Here is a 15993-nt window from a genome sequence, read left to right as displayed (position 1 = left end):
GGCCACCCAGTGTGACGTGGGAGAATCGCGCGTATGCCAGGAGCCGACGGACTGCCCCCCGAGGAGGGCGCCCCACGTGCCCTCTACGACGGCACACCGGTGACGCTGGTCCACGTCGTGCGGCACGGCGAGGTGCACAACCCGGAGCGCGTCCTCTACGGCCGGCTGCCGGGCTACCACCTCTCCGAGCTGGGGCAGGAGATGGCCCGGGCGACCGCCGAGCACCTGTCCGGTCGCCCCATCACCCACGTGGTCTCCTCACCGCTGGAGCGGGCGCGCGAGACCGCCGCGCCGATCGCGGCCGCGCACGACCTCGAGGTCGCCACCGACCCGCTGCTCACCGAGAGCGGCAACGTCTTCCAGGGGGAGACCCTCAACCGGCGCATGCTCGCCGACCCCCGTCACTGGGCGGCCTTCGTCAACCCCCTGCGCCCCTCCTGGGGCGAGCCCTACTCCGAGATCGCCGACCGGATGCGTCGCGCGCTGGACGAGGCACGCGGCCGGGCCGAGGGCCGGGAGGCGGTGATGGTCAGCCACCAGCTGCCGATCTGGACGCTGCGCCGCGCGGTGGAGGGGCGACGCCTCTGGCACCACCCGCGGCGGCGCCAGTGCAGCCTGGCCTCGGTGACGACGGTGCTCTTCCACGGGCAGCTGCCGGTGCGGGTGATGTATGCCGAGCCCGCCGGGCACCTGCTCGCGGAGGCCGTCGACGTCACCGGCGAGGCGAGCGAGGTGGCGCCGTGAGGGCCGGCGCCCGCGGGGTCGGCCTCGCCGCGGTCCTCGTGCTGGGTCTGGGGGCCTGCAGCGACGAGGGCACGAGCATCACCGAGCAGATGCGGCAGGGGGACCAGAAGGGCTACGTCGCCGGTGACGGGACGCTGGAGCAGCTCGCGCCCGAGGAGCGCAGCGACCCCGTGACCCTGGCGGGCACCACCCTCGAGGACGAGGAGTGGAGCCTGGAGCAGCAGCGGGGCGAGGTCGTCGTCGTCAACGTGTGGGGCTCCTGGTGCGGCCCGTGCGTCGCGGAGGTCCCCGAGCTCGTCGAGGTCGAGACCGCTTTCCGCGAGGCGGGAGAACCGGTGCAGTTCATCGGGGTCAACTCGCGCGACACCGTCCCCAACGCCCTCGCCTTCGAGGAGAAGTACGACATCCCCTACCCCTCGCTGCAGGACGACGGCGGCCGCACCCGGGCCCAGCTCGGCAGCATGGCCGTCGCCACCCCCACCACCCTCGTGCTCGACGGCGAGGGACGGCTGGCCGCGCGGGTCAGCGGCGAGGTCGACGCCAGCACCCTCACGGGCATGGTCGAGGACGTGCTCGGCGACGGCACCGTCGCGGACGGCGGGGGAGCCGGCGGGTGAGCGAGCTCGTCCTCACCGGTCCGCTGCTGCTGGCCGTCGGTGTCGCCGCGCTGGCGGGGGTGGTGTCCTTCGCCTCGCCCTGCGTCCTGCCGCTGGTCCCGGGCTTCCTCGGCTACCTCGGGGGTATGGCGCCCGGTCGCCCCGGTGGCGCCGGCCCGGCTCGGGCGGGGGCCGACCCGGCCCGGGGACGGCTGGTGCTGGGGGCGGTGCTCTTCGTGCTGGGCTTCACCGCGGTCTTCCTGCTCATGAGCGTGGCGATCTCCGGCCTCGGCCTGGCGCTCGTCGAGCACCAGCGGCTGCTGCTGCGGGTGGGTGGCGCCGTGGTGGTCGCGCTGGGACTGGTGATGATCCTGCAGCCCGGCGCCTCCTGGCAGCTGCGCTGGCGTCCCGCGGCGGGTCTGGCCGGGGCGCCGCTGCTCGGGGTCGCCTTCGGCCTGGGCTTCACCGCCTGCACCGGCCCGGCGCTCGCGGCGATCCAGACCCTCGGCACCTCGATCCTGCCCGGTGAGGGACAGCTCGCGCGGGCGGTGGTGCTGGGGACGGCATACAGCCTGGGTCTGGGCCTGCCCTTCGTCCTCGTCGCCGCCGGGCTGGGCTGGGTGAGCCGCGCCTCGCGCTGGCTGCGCGACCGGCACCTGCTCATCCAACGGGTCGGCGGCACGCTGCTCGTCGTGCTCGGCCTGCTCATGGTGACCGGGGTCTGGGCCGGGCTGACCGCCTGGGTGCAGGCCCACCTCGTCAGCGGCTTCGAGACGGTGCTGTAGATGACGACCGACCAGCGGCAGCGGATCGAGCCGAGCTACCCCAAGGACCGGACCGCCCTCGGCGGACCCCGTCTGGGGCCGCTCGGCTGGGCGCGCTGGGTCTGGCGCCAGCTCACGAGCATGCGGACGGCGCTGATCCTGCTCCTGCTGCTCGCCGTGGCGACGGTGCCCGGCTCGGTCTTCCCGCAGCGCTCGGTCGACCCGGTCCGGGTGCGGCAGTACTTCGAGGACTCGCCGACCCGTGCGGAGTGGCTCGACCGGTTCGGGATGTTCGAGGTCTACTCCTCGCCCTGGTTCGCCTCCATCTACCTGCTGCTCATGATCAGCCTCATCGGGTGCGTGCTGCCCCGGATGCGCCAGCACGCCCGGTCGCTGCGCGCGCAGCCGCCCCGGGCGCCCGCCCGGCTGAGCCGGATGCCGGTCCACCGGCGCGTCGAGCTGGACGCCGAGCCGGAGATGGTCCTCGCGGCGGCCCGGGAGACGCTGGGGCGGCGCCGCTTCCGGCTGCGGGACGCCGAGGACGGCGTGCTCGTGGTGTCGGCGGAGAAGGGCTACCTCAAGGAGGCCGGCAACCTGCTCTTCCACATCGCGCTGCTCGGGGTCATCGTCGCGGTGGCGGCGGGGCACCTCTTCGGCTGGCGCGGGGAGATCATCATCAAGGAGGGCGAGTCCTGGACCTCCGGCGCGGGGACCTACGACACGCTCAACCTCGGCCCGCTCGTCGACGAGACCGACGTCCCCACCTTCACGGTGCGCCTGGACGACCTGCAGGTGGAGTTCGAGAGCGAGGCCCAGGGCGCGCAGTTCGGCCAGCCCCGCATCTTCGAGGGCCTGGCGACCGTCGAGCGGGCCGGCGAGGAGCCGCGCCAGCGCAGCTTCGGCGTCAACAACCCGCTGTCGGTCGACGGCACCTCGCTGTACCTGCTCGGCAACGGGTATGCCCCGGTCGTCACCGTGCGCGACGACGCCGGAGACATCCTCTTCTCCGACGCCGTGACCTTCCTGCCGCAGGACAACACCTACGGCTCGGACGGCGTCATCAAGGTGCCCGCGGCCGACCCCGGGCTCGGCTTCGCCGGCGGCTTCCTGCCGACCCTCGACATCAGCGAGGCCGGCATGACCTCCTCCTTCCCGGGGCTGGTCGACCCGGCGCTGGTCCTCACGGCCTACGAGGGCGACCTCTTCCCCGAGGGACGCTCGCAGTCGGTCTTCTCCATCGACACCGAGTCGATGGACCAGGTCATGCAGGCCGACGGCGAGCCCAGCCGGATGCTGCTGCGCCCCGGCGACACCCTCGAGATCCCGGGCGACCGCGGCACCATCGAGCTGGAGGGCGTCGTCCGGTGGGGCGGCATGCTCGTCCGGCATGACCCCGGCCGGCTCCCCGCCCTGATCTTCGCGGGCGCCGCGCTGACCGGGCTCGTGCTCATGCTCGCCGTCCGGCGGCGCCGCGTCTTCGTGCGGGTCGACGTCGGCGGCACCCTCACCGGCGACGGAGCAGACCCGGCGTCGCGGCATACTGGACTGAGCATCGCGGCCCTGCCCAAGGGCACCGACCCCGGCCTGGAGGCCCTGGTCAAGGAGCTCCTGGAGCAGATCACCACCGCGTCCGGCGCCCGGGTGCCGGAGCGAACGACCACCACCGGTGGACGAGACGAGGATGAGAGATGACGAACGACAGCCTGGCGCAGGCCAGCGACCTCGCGATCTGGGGCGCCATCGTGGTGCTCGTGCCGGCCATGCTGGCCTTCCTGGTGCACCTCGCCTCCTCCGGCGCGGCGGCGCAGCGACGCGTCGAGCGACGTGAGCCGGTGGCCGTCGGGGCCGGCGGCCCGTCGGTCGCGGCCGGGACCGCGGACCTCGACCTCGGAGCGGCCGACGCCGGTCCGGCCAAGCCGGCCGGTTCCTCGCGGCGCTGGGGCGTCATCGGGCTGCAGCTGACCTTCCTGGCCACCTTCCTCACCGTCGCCGGGACCGTCCTGCGCGGGGTCTCGGTGGGCCGGGCGCCGCTGGGCAACATGTACGAGTTCGCGCTGGTCACCGCGAGCTTCGCGCTCGTGATCTACTCCGGCTGGAGCCTGCGCAAGGACCGGCTGTGGCTCGGTGCCTTCGTCACGCTGCCGGTGCTGGTCATCCTCGGCGCGGCCAAGGTGGCGTGGTACACCGAGGCCTCCCAGCTCATGCCGGCGCTCAACAGCATCTGGCTCATCATCCACGTGACCATCGCCATCCTGTCGACCGCGCTGTTCACGATCGGGGCAGCCCTGGCGACGGCATACCTGCTGCGCGACCGCGCCGAGACGCGGGGGCGGGTGCGCGGCTGGATCGCGGCGCTGCCCGAGGCGGCGCGGCTGGAGCGGATCACCTACGGCATCCACATCGTCGCCTTCCCGCTGTGGACCTTCACCCTCATCGCCGGCGCGATCTGGGCCGAGCAGGCGTGGGGCCGCTACTGGGGCTGGGACCCCAAGGAGGTGTGGACCTTCATCATCTGGGTGGTCTACGCCGCCTACCTGCACGCCCGGGCGACGAGCAGCTGGAGCACCCGCCGGGCCACCTGGGTGGCGCTCGTCGGCTTCGGCTGCGTCATCTTCAACTACGTCGGCGTCAACCTGCTCATGACCGGCCTGCACTCCTACTCCGGGGTGGCCACGTGATCGCCGCGCGCTACTCGGTGATGCGCGTGCTGATCTTCGTCGGCTTCTTCGCGCTCTTCCGGCTGGTGCGCCTCGACGTCATCTGGGCCGCGGTGGCTGCGGCGGTGGTCTCGATGGTCGTGTCCTACTTCCTGCTCGCGCCGGACCGGCAGCGTATGGCCGCGGGGCTGGAGCGCCGCGTCGAGGACCGCGTCGCGAAGCGGCGGGCCCAGGCCGAGGCCGAGCGGGTCGACGAGGAGGACTGAGGGCGAGGTCTCGCCCCTCTGGAGGCGGCCCAGCTCACACTCCTACGCAGAAGGTGTACCTCTGCGGGGATGCAACAGCGCAGAGGAACATCTTCTGCGTGAGAGTGGGCCGGCGGCACGGCGTCAGGAGAGGGCCAGCCCCAGGGACAACGCGACGGCATACCCGAGCTGGAGCAGGCCGGTCTGCGCCAGGGCGGGGAGCAGGGCCGGGCCCCAGGCATCGCTGGTCACCAGCCGGGTCGGGCGCCAGGCGAGCGGGGCAGCGAGCAGCCCGAGCAGCGCCCACTGGTGGGCCACTGCCGCGAGCAGGACGGCGACGAAGGCGCCCACGACGAGCCCGAGGTAGAGCCGGCGCGTCCGGCGGAAGCCCAGCCGGACCGCGAGGGTGCGCTTGCCCGCGGCCCGGTCGCCCTCGAGGTCGCGCAGGTTGTTGGTCACGAGGATCGCGCTCGCGAGTGCGCCGCAGCCGAGCGCGCCGCCCAGGGCCCCGAGGTCGAGGGCGTGGGCCTGAGTCCATGTGGTGCCGAGCACGGCGACCAGGCCGAAGAAGACGAAGACCATGACCTCGCCCCAGCCGCGGTAGCCGTAGGGGTTGTCGCCGCCGGTGTAGTGCCAGGCGGCCCAGAGGCAGGCCAGCCCGAGCACCAGCAGCAGCCAGGCCCCGGAGAGCGCCACGAGGGCGAAGCCCGCCAGACCGGCGCCGAAGAAGGCGGCGAAGGCGGCGGTCCGGACGTTGGCCGGCTCGGCCAGCCGCTGCCCGACCAGCCGGACCGGGCCCACCCGGTCCTCGTCGGTGCCGCGGATGCCGTCGGAGTAGTCGTTGGCGTAGTTGACGCCGACCTGGAAGCCCAGCGCCACGCAGAGCGCGAGGACGGCATACCCGAGCTCGGCGTGGCCGAGCGCGTGCGCCGCCGCGGTGCCGACGAGGACGGGCGCGACGGCGGCGGGGAGCGTGCGTGGGCGCGCCCCCTCGATCCACTGGGCGAGGGTTGCCATGTGGGTATGCCCCTTAGAGGTCTCGCAGGAAGTCGGGGTCGTCGTCCGGCCCGTGCGGCGGACCGCTGCGGCCGCGGCCCTCACCGAGCAGGATGTCCAGGATGCTGCGGGGGCGGCCGAAGACGAACCAGGCCAGGCCGCCGACGACCGGGAGGATGAGGCAGAGGACCACCCAGAGCGGCTTGGGCAGGCCGCGGACCTCGTACTTCTCGGTCTGGACGGCGTCCACGACGCAGAAGACGGTGAACGCCAGGAGCGCCACGGCGATGGCCACGCGGAGCACGTCTCAGCCGTCCTTCCAGGTCACGATGGGTGAAGATCCCATTCTGCCACCGCCGGTGAGCAGATGACGCGCGGCCGTGCGGTCCGGTTTGCCGGTGGCGAGCAGCGGGATCTGCCCGACCGTCTCGACCTGACGGGGGAGGGCGTGCGACGGGAGGTCACCCCGCTCCCGCAGTGCCTCCCGCAGGAGCACGCCCACCCCCTCATCCGACCGGACACCCCTTGCGTCCGCACGCAGGACGACCAGCGCGGCCACGCGCTCGCCCCACTCTGGATCCGGGATTCCGACGACGAGGACCTCCTGCACCTGGGGCAGGCCCCGCAGCGCGGTCTCGACGTCGCGCGGCTCGACCTTGTGCCCGCCCGAGACGATGACGTCGTCAAGGCGCCCGAGCACGGTGAGCCGCCCGTCGCGGTCCGCCCCGCGGTCGTCCGTGACGAACCACCGCCTGCCGTCGTCGGTGACGAAGCGCTGCCGCGTCAGGTCCGGGTCGTCGACGTAGCCGTCGGCGAGGACCGGGCCGCCGAGCCGGATCCTGCCCGCACCCTCGTCCTCCGTGCCGAGGTCGACCTCGACCCCGGGTAGCGGTATGCCGTCGTAGACGCAGCCGCCGCAGGTCTCGGACATGCCGTAGGTGGTGACGACCCGCACTCCGGCGGACCGGGCCGCGTCGAGCAGGCCGGGGTCGCTGGCGGCGCCACCGACGAGCACCGCGTTGAGCCGGCGCAGCGCGTCGGCGCCCTGCGGCTCGGCGAGGGCCCGCTGCAGCTGGGTGGGGACGAGCGAGGCATACCGTCGCGCACCCTGGTCCATCCGCGCGACGGCCGCGGCGAAGAGGCCGGCGGTGAAGGGCGCGTCCGGGTCCAGCTCGACCGGCTCGGTGCCGGCCAGCGCCGAGCGGGCCAGGACCTGCAGCCCGGCGACGTGCGCCGTGGGCAGCGCGAGCAGCCACTGACCGTGCCCGCCGAGCACCTGCGCGGTCCCCGCGCCGGAGGCGCGCAGCGCGGCGGCACCGAGCCGGACCCGTTTCGGTGTGCCGCTGGAGCCGGACGTCGCGACGACCACCGCCCCGTCATTCGCGTCGTCGCGCAGGAGCGCGCGCAGCGGCTCGCCCAGCACGGACCAGCCGGCTCCTGGGGGGATGGTGAGGGCCGGCCGGCTCCTCACGGCGTGGCGAGGAAGCGCTCGACGTCGACGAACCACTCGCCGTCCACCTTGACCAGGGTGATCGTCGAGTCGCCCATCGACTCCGCGAAGAGGTCGCTGTAGTTGTCCTGGTCGATGACCGCGGTGTCCCCGTCGACCGCGGCGCCGTCGATCTGCATCGCCTCGAGGATGTCCCGACCCTCCTCGCCCAGGCCCTGCGCCTGCACGGCGGCCGACATCGTCTCCGGCAGCTGCTCCTCGCAGAGCTCCAGGTCCTCGGGCACCTCGCTCATCGGCACGGTCGTGTCGCTGAAGGAGAGCATGAGGCTGCACGCGGCCGGGTCGGCGTCCACGAGCGCCAGCAGGAACTCCTTGGCCCGGTCGGCCGCCGCCTGGCCGTCCTCCCCGCCCTCGACGCCGTCCGAGGGGCCCTCGCTCGTGACTGCCGCGTCGTCCGGGGGCGCACTCCGGGCCGCGTCGTCACCGCCGCTGGTCGTCGCGGCGTCGTCCTGCGGGGCTTGCGTGGAGTCCGCGCTGGGCTCGACGACCTCGCCCCCGGAGTCGCACGCGGCCAGCAGCAGCAGCGGGGCCGCCAGGAGTGGCATGAGTGGGCGTCGCATCGCGGTGTCCTCCCTGGTCGCGGTCACGTCAGTCTCTCACGCGGGCCCGTCCGGCGGCGGCCGGAAGGACCGCCACCGGAGGGGTCAGAAGTACCAGGGGTAGGGGCGCCAGTCCGGCGCCCGCTTCTCCAGGAAGGCGTCGCGGCCCTCGACCGCCTCGTCGGTCATGTAGGCCAGACGGGTCGCCTCCCCGGCGAAGACCTGCTGGCCCATGAGGCCGTCGTCGGCGAGGTTGAGGGCGAACTTCAGCATGCGCTGGGCGGTCGGGCTCTTGCCGAGGATCTCCCGCGCGGCCTGCACCGCCTCCGTCTCGAGGTCGGCGTGCTCGGCGACGACGTTGACGGCACCCATCCGCTGCATCTGCTCGGCGTCGTAGGTGCGGCCCAGGAAGAAGATCTCGCGGGCGTTCTTCTGCCCGACCATCGCCGCGAGGTATGCCGAGCCGTAGCCCGCGTCGAAGCTGCCGACGTCGGCGTCGGTCTGCTTGAACCGGGCGTGCTCCCGGGAGGCGATCGTCAGGTCGCAGACGACGTGCAGGCTGTGGCCCCCGCCGGCCGCCCAGCCGCTCACCACGGCGATGACGACCTTGGGCATGGTGCGGATGAGGCGTTGCACCTCGAGGATGTGCAGCCGGCCGCCCTCGGCCTTGACCCGCGCGGTGTCGACGCTGTCCGCCGTCTCGGCGTCGGCGTACTGGTAGCCGCTGCGCCCGCGGATGCGCTGGTCGCCCCCGGAGCAGAAGGCCCAGCCGCCGTCCTTGGCCGACGGCCCGTTGCCGGTGAGGAGCACGACGCCGACGTCCGGGCTCATCCGGGCGTGGTCGAGGGTCCGGTAGAGCTCGTCGACGGTGTGCGGGCGGAAGGCGTTGCGCACCTCTGGCCGGTCGAAGGCGATGCGCACGCACCCCAGCTCGCGGTGCCGGTGGTAGGTGACGTCGGTGAGCTCGAAGCCCTCGACCGGCTCCCACTGCGTCGGGTCGAAGGGGTCGCCGGTGCTCCTGCTGCTCTGCTCGTTCACGCGGGTCAGCCTAGGGGAGCGCGCAGAGGCCCAGAGGGCCCCGTCCGTGCGTCAGCCGTCCCGGGAGGACAGCACGCAGAACTCGTTGCCCTCGGGGTCGGCGAGGACGGTGAAGGTGTCGGCCTCGGTCTGCCCGACGTCGACGTGGCTCGCGCCGAGGTCGAGCAGCCGCTGGATCTCGGCGTCCCGGTCCTGGCTGGTGTGCGGGGCGAGGTCGAGGTGGAGCCGGTTCTTGACCTCCTTGCCCTCGGGCACCGGCACGAAGACGAGCCCCTGGCCGCGGCGCATCCAGGCGTCCGGGTCCTCCTCGTGCTCCGGCCCCTCGAGGGCGTAGCGGGGGACCGCCACCGCCTCGTCCGGGGTGTCGTACACCACGGTCCAGTCCAGCGCCTCCGCCCACCAGTGGGCCTGGGCCTGGGGGTCGCGGCAGTCGACAACGACGGTGTACCACTTGAGTGCCATGCGGTCATCCTGCCCGTGGATCGCCCTGGACGGGGCCCCTCGGGCGAGGTCGCGGACAGATGGCGTCCGCCGGCGGCCGGGAGCCGTCGTCCTACGCTGGGGCGGTGCCGACCCCCGAGACCCCGGACCTGGACGAGCTGCTCGCCGCCGCGCACGTCGTGCGCCTCCCGATGCGGGTGCGCTTCCGCGGCGTGACGGAGCGCGAGGCGGTGCTCCTGCGTGGTCCGGGCGGCTGGGCGGAGTGGTGCCCCTTCGTGGAGTATGCCGACGCCGACGCCGCGCGCTGGCTCGCCGCCGCGGTCGAGGCGGGGTGGGGTCAGCTGCCGGCACCGGTGCGGGACGAGGTCGGGGTCAACGCGACCGTCCCGGCCCTGCCGGCCGCCGAGGTGGAGGGCCTGCTGGCGCGGGTGGACGCCCGCCGGACCGCGAAGGTCAAGGTGGCCGAGGCCGGGCAGTCCCTGGACGACGACGTGGCGCGGGTGACCGAGGTCCGGAGGGTGCTGGGCCCCGCCGCCCGGATCCGGGTCGACGCCAACGGGGCCTGGTCGGAGCAGGAGGCCCTGGCCGCGCTGGAGCGGCTGGCACCGCTGGGGCTGGAGTACGCCGAGCAGCCGTGCGGCACCGTCGAGGAGCTGGCCGCGCTGCGCCTGGCCCTCGCGCGACGCGGCGTCGACGTGCCGGTCGCCGCGGACGAGTCGATCCGCCGGGCGCAGGACCCGCTGCGCGTCGCGCGGCTGGAGGCGGCCGACCTCGTCGTGGTCAAGGTCGCGCCCCTGGGCGGGGTCGCGCGGGCGCTGGAGATCATCGAGCGGTGCGGGCTGCCGGCGGTGGTCTCCTCCGCGCTCGACACCTCCGTGGGGCTCTCGCTCGGGGTGCGGCTCGCCGCCGCGCTGCCCGCGCTGGAGCACGACTGCGGGCTGGGCACGGCGACGCTGCTCGCCGCCGACGTCGTGGCCGAGCCGCTCGTCCCGGCCGGTGGCGTGCTGACCCTCGCCCGCGCCGAGGCGGCCCGGGACGCGGTCGACCCGGCCGCGCTCGCGGCATACCGGCCCGGCCCGGATCGGGAGACCTGGTGGCGCGATCGCCTCACCCGAGCGCATTCCCTCCTCTGACCTCCGCCGAAAGATTTACGCGACGGAAACATCCGTAACGCACCTTTTACACCGATGCGCCCCCTTCCGAAACATCCTGGGCCTTGACTGGTGCCACGGCGAGCGGACTCCCACCCCCGACAGACGTGACGCGGGGAGCCTGCGCGCACCACCACTCACTGGAGGCACGAAAGATGGAACTCTCGACCAGCGACGTCTGGGTCATGGTCTCGGCGGCGCTCGTGCTGCTCATGACACCGGGCCTGGCGTTCTTCTACGGCGGTATGGCGCGGGCCAAGGCCTCGACCAACATGATCCTCATGAGCTTCGTCTCGATCGGTCTGGTCGGCGTCGTCTGGGTCCTCTGGGGCTACGGCATGTCCGCCGCCCCGCCGCTGCTCGGTGGCGTGGTCGGCAACCCGGCTGCCGACTTCGGGCTCACCAACTACGTCGGCACCGCCGACATGATCGGCATCGGCTTCGGTGCGACCTTCGCGATCATCACCGTGGCCCTCATCTCCGGCGCGGTGGCCGACCGCACCCGCTTCGGCTCGTGGTCGGTCTTCGTGCCGATCTGGGTCACCCTCGTCTACTGCCCGCTGGCCTTCATGGTGTGGGGCGGCGGGCTGCTCTCCGCCGACGGCGCCATCGGCTCGACCTTCGGCGAGGCCATCGACTTCGCCGGCGGCACCGTGGTCCACATCAACGCCGGCCTCGCGGCCCTGGTGCTCGTCTACATCATCGGCTCGCGCAGCGACTTCGGCCCCAAGGGCTTCCACAAGCCGCACAACATCCCGCTCATGATGCTCGGCGCGGCGCTGCTGTGGTTCGGCTGGTTCGGCTTCAACGGTGGTGCCGCCGGCACCGCCGAGGAGGCCGGCCTCATCTGGGTCAACACCATGGTCGCCCCGGGCGCCGCGATGCTGGCCTGGCTCATCACCGAGCGCATCCGCGACGGGCACGCCACCTCCCTCGGTGCCGCCTCGGGCGTCGTGGCCGGCCTGGTCGCCATCACCCCGGCCTGCGCCAACGTGTCGGCGCTCGGCGCGATCCTCATCGGCGTCCTCGCCGGTGTCGGCTCGGCCCTCGCGGTCGGCCTGAAGTACAAGTTCGGCTACGACGACGCCCTCGACGTCGTCGGGGTCCACCTGGTCTCGGGCATCATCGGCACCGTCATGATCGGCTTCGTGGCGCTGCCGGTCGACGGCGAGGGCGGTGGCCTCTTCTACGGCGGCGGCGCCGGCCAGCTGGTCGCCCAGGTCGTCGCCACCCTCTTCACCCTCGTCTTCACCGGTGTCATGACCGCGCTAATCGGTCTGGCGATCGCCAAGACGATCGGCTTCCGGGTCAGCCCCGAGGACGAGGCCCGCGGGGTCGACCTGTCCCAGCACAGCGAGTCCGCCTATGCCTTCGGTGATGAGGAAGCCTCCTACGACCCCATCGCCGAGGAGGTTCGCGCCTAGTCGCTCGGGGCGACGAGCGAGCCAGCACGACAGCGGGGCACCCGCGGCCGACAGCCGCCGCGGGTGCCTCGTTCTGTGCTGCCCGGGGGAGTCAGTCCGCGAGCAGCAGGAGCAGCAGGCGCCGCAGCTCGGCCCGGTCGGCCGGGTCGAGCGCCGCGACGGCCCGGCCGGCGGCCGCCCGGCGCCGCTCCCGCACCTGCTCGACGGTATGCCGGGCCGCCGGGGTGGGCGTGAGCAGCACCGCCCGCCGGTCGTCCGGGTCGGGCCGGCGCGTCAGGAGCCCGGCGGTCTCGAGGGCGTCGGCGACCTCGGTGGCCGAGCGGGGGGCGATGTCCAGGTGCTCGGCGAGCGCCGACACCCGCACCCCCGGCCGCTCCGTGCGGTCGGTGAGCCGGGTCACGGCCAGCAGGGCGCGCTCCTGGTGCGGGGACAGACCGTCCCTGGCGGCGTCGGGCCGCCCGGCGTGGCGCCAGCGGCGCGCCAGGCGCTGGAGCAGGTCCACCTCGGTGGGCTCGTCGATCTCGTCCGATGCCGCCCCGGACCGCCCGCGTGAAGGGTTCACGGGCGACAGCATACCGAGGTGGGGAAATAAAGAGGTTACCTCAGGATGTTGGAACCTCCGACACTTCCCGCAGGCCGGCGAGGACGACCGGCCCCAGCCTCACGAGGAGGCCCCATGGACCCCCACCTCACCCCCACCCCCGACCAGGCAGGCCGGCGCGGCGACCGCGGCGACCGCACCCGCCCGGACCCGAAGGACACCGCCCAGCTGGCCGCCCACCCCGTCAGCGCCCGCCGGGTGCTGGCCCTCTTCCGCCCGCACCGCAGGACCATCGCCGGAGTCCTGGTGCTCATCGTCTCGAGCTCCGCGCTCGGCCTCGCCACGCCCTTCCTCACCAAGGAGATCGTCGACGTGGCGATCCCGGACCAGGACGTGCGGCTGCTCGTGACCCTCGTCGGCCTCATGGTCGGCGTCGCCGTCGTCACGGCGGTGCTCGGCGTGGTCCAGACCTGGCTGTCCACGACCATGGGCCAGCGGATCATGCACCAGCTGCGCAGCCAGCTCTTCACGCACCTGCAGCGCCAGTCGCTGGCCTTCTTCACCCGCACCCGGTCCGGCGAGGTGCAGTCGCGCCTGACCCACGACATCTCCGGGCTCCAGGGCGTGGTCACACAGACGGCCACGTCGTGGGCCGGCAACGTCGCCACCGTCGTGGGCACCCTCGTCGCGATGCTGGCCCTCAGCCCCACCCTCGCGCTGCTCTCGCTCGTCGTCATCCCGCCCGCGGTGCTCATCACCCGCTCGGTCGCCCGCCTGCGCCGGGAGGCGACCGAGAAGAGGCAGCGCGCCCTCGCCGGGCTGCACGCCCAGGTGGAGGAGTCGCTCTCGGTCAGCGGTGCCCGGCTGAGCAAGACCCTCGGCGCCGGCGACCAGCTCGCCGACCGCTTCGTCGGCACGAGCACCGGCCTGCTCGACCTCGAGGTGGCCGCGCAGATCGCGGGCCGCTGGCGGCAGGCCACCATGGGCATCGTCTTCGCCGTCGTGCCCGCGGCGCTCTACCTCGTCGCCGGCCTGCCGGTCACGGGTGACGGGATCACGATCGGGACCCTCGTCGCCTTCACCGCGCTGCAGGCCGGGCTCTTCCGCCCGGTCATGGGGCTGCTGTCGACCGGGGTCCAGATCACCGCCTCGCTCGCGCTGTTCAGCCGGATCTTCGAGTACCTCGACCTGCCGGTCGACCTGCCCGAGCCCGACGCCGCGCGCGCCCGCCACCTGCCCAGCCCGGTGCGCGGCGAGCTGCGCCTGGAGTCGGTCGGCTACCGCCACGCCGACGCCGCCGAGGGCACCGCCGCGCTCACCGACATCGACCTGGTCGTCCCGGCCGGGGCGACCGTGGCGCTCGTCGGGCATACCGGGTCCGGCAAGAGCACGCTCGCCTCCCTCCTCACCCGGCTCGACGACCCGACCAGCGGCCGGGTCACCCTCGACGGCGTCGACCTGCGCGACCTGCCGGCGGCGGAGCGGGCGGGCGCCGTCGGCGTCGTCTCCCAGGAGACCTACCTGCTCCACGCGAGCGTCCGTGACAACCTGCGGTTCGCCCGCCCGGACGCGACCGACGCGCAGATCGAGCAGGCCGCCGCCGACGCACAGATCCACGACCTCATCCTGGGCCTGCCGGACGGCTACGACACGGTCGTGGGCGCCCGCGGCCACCGCTTCTCCGGGGGTGAGCAGCAGCGCCTGGCCCTGGCGCGGACGCTGCTGCGCGACCCGCAGGTGCTCCTGCTCGACGAGGCGACCAGCGCCCTCGACACCCGCACCGAGGCGGCCGTGCAGGAGGCCCTGGACCGGGTGGGGCGCGACCGCACCGTGGTGAGGATCGCGCACCGGCTCTCGACCGTCCGGGACGCCGACCTCGTCGTCGTGCTCGAGGCCGGCCGGATCGTCGAGCAGGGACCGCCCGCCGAGCTGCTGCGCTCCGGCGGCGCGTATGCCGCCCTCGTCGCCGCCGGCTCCGCGCGCCCGGAGGTCCCGGGGCGCCTGGACGACGGTGCCGAGGTCGCCCTGGCGGCCTGAGGCATACCCGAGGGCGCGGCAGCGGGACCGGTGCCGTCCGACAAGGCATTCGACCCCTGCCGCCGCGGGCGATATCCTCGGGTGATCCCGTTTCATCCCCACACACTTTCGTGAGGTGCTCCCGTGCCCACCGGCAAGGTCAGGTTCTTCGACGAGGACAAGGGCTTCGGCTTCGTGTCCAGCGACGAGGGCAGTGACGTCTACGTCCCCCGCTCCGCCCTGCCCGAGGGCGTGGGCGCGCTCCCGCGCGGCAGCAAGGTGGAGTTCGACGTGGTCGCCGGCAAGCGCGGCGACCAGGCGCTGCACGTGCGGCTGGTCGACCCGGCGCCCTCGGTGTCGCGCGGTCTGACGATGCGCGACCGCAAGCCCGCCGACGAGATGGTCGTCGTGGTCGAGGACCTCATCACGCTGCTCGACCAGGCGTCCAGCTCGCTGCGCAAGGGGCACTACCCGGACCGCGCCCACGGCACCGCGATGGCCAAGGCGCTGCGCGCGGTCGCCGACCAGTTCGAGGCGGGGAAGTAGCCCGTATGCCCACTCCCAGGAGCGATGCCGTGCTGACCGGTGCCGTCGAGGTGGCCCGGGCGGCGGCCGCCGAGATCGCGGAGCCGGGGACCGTCGGCGACCACGTCGAGGTCGTCCTGGAGGCCGAGCGGCTGGCGACGCACTACTTCTCCTGCACGGCGGCCGCCTACCCCGGGTGGCGCTGGGCGGTGACGCTCTCCCGCGTCCCGCGCGCCCGCAAGGCCACCGTCAGCGAGGTGCACCTGCTCCCCGGCGAGGAGGCGATGCTCTCCCCGGAGTGGGTGCCGTATGCCGAGCGCCTGGCCCCGGGCGACATCGGACCCGGCGACCGCACCGCCTTCGTCGCGGACGACCCACGGCTGGAGGCCGGTTTCGAGGCCACCGGCGAGGAGGACGTCGACGCCGTGGCGCTGTGGGAGCTGGGCCTCGGGCGGCCGCGGGTGCTGTCCGCCGAGGGGCGCGACGCCGCGGCGACCCGCTGGCACGACGGCGACCACGGCCCGGCCAGCGAGAGCGCCCGCAAGGCGCCGAAGCCGTGCCGGACCTGCGGCTACTTCCTGCCGATGTCCGGCGCGCTGCGCACCGTCTTCGGCGTCTGCGCCAACGAGTGGTCGCCCGCGGACGGTTCCGTCGTGGCCCTGGACTTCGGCTGCGGGGCGCACAGCGAGGTCGACGTCGAGCAGCCGGCCGGTGAGAAGATCGACCCCCCGGTGCTCGACGACGACGCGGAGATCGTCTTCAGCGAGCGCTGAGCGTCCTTTCCGGCGGGACCACCGCCGGGCGGC

18 protein-coding genes are annotated in these 15993 nt (G+C 73.7%); 11 read left to right on the top strand and 7 right to left on the bottom strand.

Annotated elements, in window-relative coordinates; all coding sequences use genetic code 11:
- The first annotated feature begins 33 nt into the window (after nucleotides 1–33).
- Genes SGUI_RS07225 through SGUI_RS07200 form a run of 6 tightly spaced genes read left to right on the top strand, consistent with a single transcriptional unit; the run spans nucleotide 34 to nucleotide 5027 of the window.
- Nucleotides 34–744, top strand: a complete 711-nt coding sequence (locus SGUI_RS07225) for a histidine phosphatase family protein (protein ID WP_083190554.1) — start codon at nucleotides 34–36, stop codon at nucleotides 742–744.
- Nucleotides 741–1361 (top strand): TlpA family protein disulfide reductase, encoded by a 621-nt coding sequence (locus SGUI_RS07220; RefSeq protein WP_066638142.1) that lies wholly within the window; start codon nucleotides 741–743, stop codon nucleotides 1359–1361. Before SGUI_RS07225 ends, SGUI_RS07220 begins: the two co-directional genes overlap by 4 nt.
- The gene (locus tag SGUI_RS07215) at nucleotides 1358–2125 is read left to right on the top strand and encodes a cytochrome c biogenesis CcdA family protein (RefSeq protein WP_066638140.1); all 768 of its coding nucleotides are present in this window, start codon (nucleotides 1358–1360) and stop codon (nucleotides 2123–2125) included. The genes SGUI_RS07220 and SGUI_RS07215 overlap by 4 nt, the downstream gene beginning before the upstream one ends.
- Nucleotides 2126–3796: a cytochrome c biogenesis protein ResB gene (gene resB / locus SGUI_RS07210; RefSeq protein WP_066638135.1), complete on the top strand. Its 1671-nt coding sequence runs from the start codon at nucleotides 2126–2128 to the stop codon at nucleotides 3794–3796.
- Complete coding sequence (ccsB, locus tag SGUI_RS07205; protein ID WP_066638132.1) at nucleotides 3793–4782, top strand: c-type cytochrome biogenesis protein CcsB; 990 nt, start codon at nucleotides 3793–3795, stop codon at nucleotides 4780–4782. Before resB ends, ccsB begins: the two co-directional genes overlap by 4 nt.
- A complete protein-coding gene (locus SGUI_RS07200) occupies nucleotides 4779–5027 on the top strand; it encodes a DUF4229 domain-containing protein (RefSeq protein WP_066638129.1) in 249 nt (82 codons plus the stop codon). Before ccsB ends, SGUI_RS07200 begins: the two co-directional genes overlap by 4 nt.
- 123 nt (nucleotides 5028–5150) lie before the next feature.
- Here the strand turns inward: SGUI_RS07200 and SGUI_RS07195 are convergent, their stop codons facing one another.
- The 6 genes from SGUI_RS07195 to SGUI_RS07170 all read right to left on the bottom strand — a co-directional run bounded on the left by SGUI_RS07195 (nucleotide 5151) and on the right by SGUI_RS07170 (nucleotide 9551).
- A complete protein-coding gene (locus tag SGUI_RS07195) occupies nucleotides 5151–6023 on the bottom strand; it encodes a 1,4-dihydroxy-2-naphthoate polyprenyltransferase (protein WP_066638125.1) in 873 nt (290 codons plus the stop codon).
- Between the two features lie 13 nt (nucleotides 6024–6036).
- On the bottom strand, nucleotides 6037–6306 hold the full coding sequence (locus tag SGUI_RS07190) for a PLD nuclease N-terminal domain-containing protein (protein ID WP_066638122.1): 270 nt from the start codon (nucleotides 6304–6306) through the stop codon (nucleotides 6037–6039).
- 3 nt (nucleotides 6307–6309) lie between these two features.
- Nucleotides 6310–7473, bottom strand: coding sequence for an o-succinylbenzoate--CoA ligase (gene menE / locus SGUI_RS07185; RefSeq protein ID WP_066638117.1), 1164 nt, complete (start codon nucleotides 7471–7473; stop codon nucleotides 6310–6312).
- Nucleotides 7470–8072, bottom strand: a complete 603-nt coding sequence (locus tag SGUI_RS07180) for a hypothetical protein (protein ID WP_191090962.1) — start codon at nucleotides 8070–8072, stop codon at nucleotides 7470–7472. The genes menE and SGUI_RS07180 overlap by 4 nt, the downstream gene beginning before the upstream one ends.
- Before the next feature lie 84 nt (nucleotides 8073–8156).
- Nucleotides 8157–9089 carry a 1,4-dihydroxy-2-naphthoyl-CoA synthase gene (locus SGUI_RS07175; protein ID WP_066638114.1) on the bottom strand — a complete coding sequence of 311 codons (933 nt, stop codon included), beginning with the start codon at nucleotides 9087–9089 and terminating at the stop codon, nucleotides 8157–8159.
- A 51-nt stretch (nucleotides 9090–9140) separates the two neighbouring features.
- Complete coding sequence (locus SGUI_RS07170) at nucleotides 9141–9551, bottom strand: VOC family protein (RefSeq protein WP_066638112.1); 411 nt, start codon at nucleotides 9549–9551, stop codon at nucleotides 9141–9143.
- Nucleotides 9552–9655: 104 nt separating this feature from the next.
- Between SGUI_RS07170 and SGUI_RS07165 the strand changes: the two genes are divergently transcribed.
- Together SGUI_RS07165 and SGUI_RS07160 are read left to right on the top strand one after the other, a co-directional pair.
- Nucleotides 9656–10663 (top strand): o-succinylbenzoate synthase, encoded by a 1008-nt coding sequence (locus SGUI_RS07165; protein ID WP_066642981.1) that lies wholly within the window; start codon nucleotides 9656–9658, stop codon nucleotides 10661–10663.
- Between the two features lie 173 nt (nucleotides 10664–10836).
- Nucleotides 10837–12105 carry an ammonium transporter gene (locus SGUI_RS07160; protein ID WP_066638109.1) on the top strand — a complete coding sequence of 423 codons (1269 nt, stop codon included), beginning with the start codon at nucleotides 10837–10839 and terminating at the stop codon, nucleotides 12103–12105.
- 91 nt (nucleotides 12106–12196) lie between these two features.
- On the opposite strand, the gene SGUI_RS07155 is transcribed toward SGUI_RS07160, so the two are convergent.
- Nucleotides 12197–12667, bottom strand: coding sequence for a MarR family winged helix-turn-helix transcriptional regulator (locus tag SGUI_RS07155; RefSeq protein ID WP_202816613.1), 471 nt, complete (start codon nucleotides 12665–12667; stop codon nucleotides 12197–12199).
- Nucleotides 12668–12781: 114 nt separating this feature from the next.
- Here SGUI_RS07155 and SGUI_RS07150 point away from each other — a divergent pair, with 114 nt between their 5' ends.
- From SGUI_RS07150 to SGUI_RS07140, 3 genes are all read left to right on the top strand, one after another.
- Nucleotides 12782–14683: an ABC transporter ATP-binding protein gene (locus SGUI_RS07150; RefSeq protein ID WP_083190552.1), complete on the top strand. Its 1902-nt coding sequence runs from the start codon at nucleotides 12782–12784 to the stop codon at nucleotides 14681–14683.
- 123 nt (nucleotides 14684–14806) lie between these two features.
- Nucleotides 14807–15208, top strand: a complete 402-nt coding sequence (locus tag SGUI_RS07145) for a cold-shock protein (RefSeq protein ID WP_066638106.1) — start codon at nucleotides 14807–14809, stop codon at nucleotides 15206–15208.
- Between the two features lie 5 nt (nucleotides 15209–15213).
- Nucleotides 15214–15960, top strand: coding sequence for a DUF3027 domain-containing protein (locus SGUI_RS07140; RefSeq protein ID WP_066638104.1), 747 nt, complete (start codon nucleotides 15214–15216; stop codon nucleotides 15958–15960).
- Nucleotides 15961–15993: the final 33 nt, after the last annotated feature.

It is taken from the genome of Serinicoccus hydrothermalis (assembly GCF_001685415.1).
GTDB lineage: Bacteria > Actinomycetota > Actinomycetes > Actinomycetales > Dermatophilaceae > Ornithinicoccus > Ornithinicoccus hydrothermalis.
This window is presented reverse-complemented; position numbering and strand designations above follow the sequence as displayed.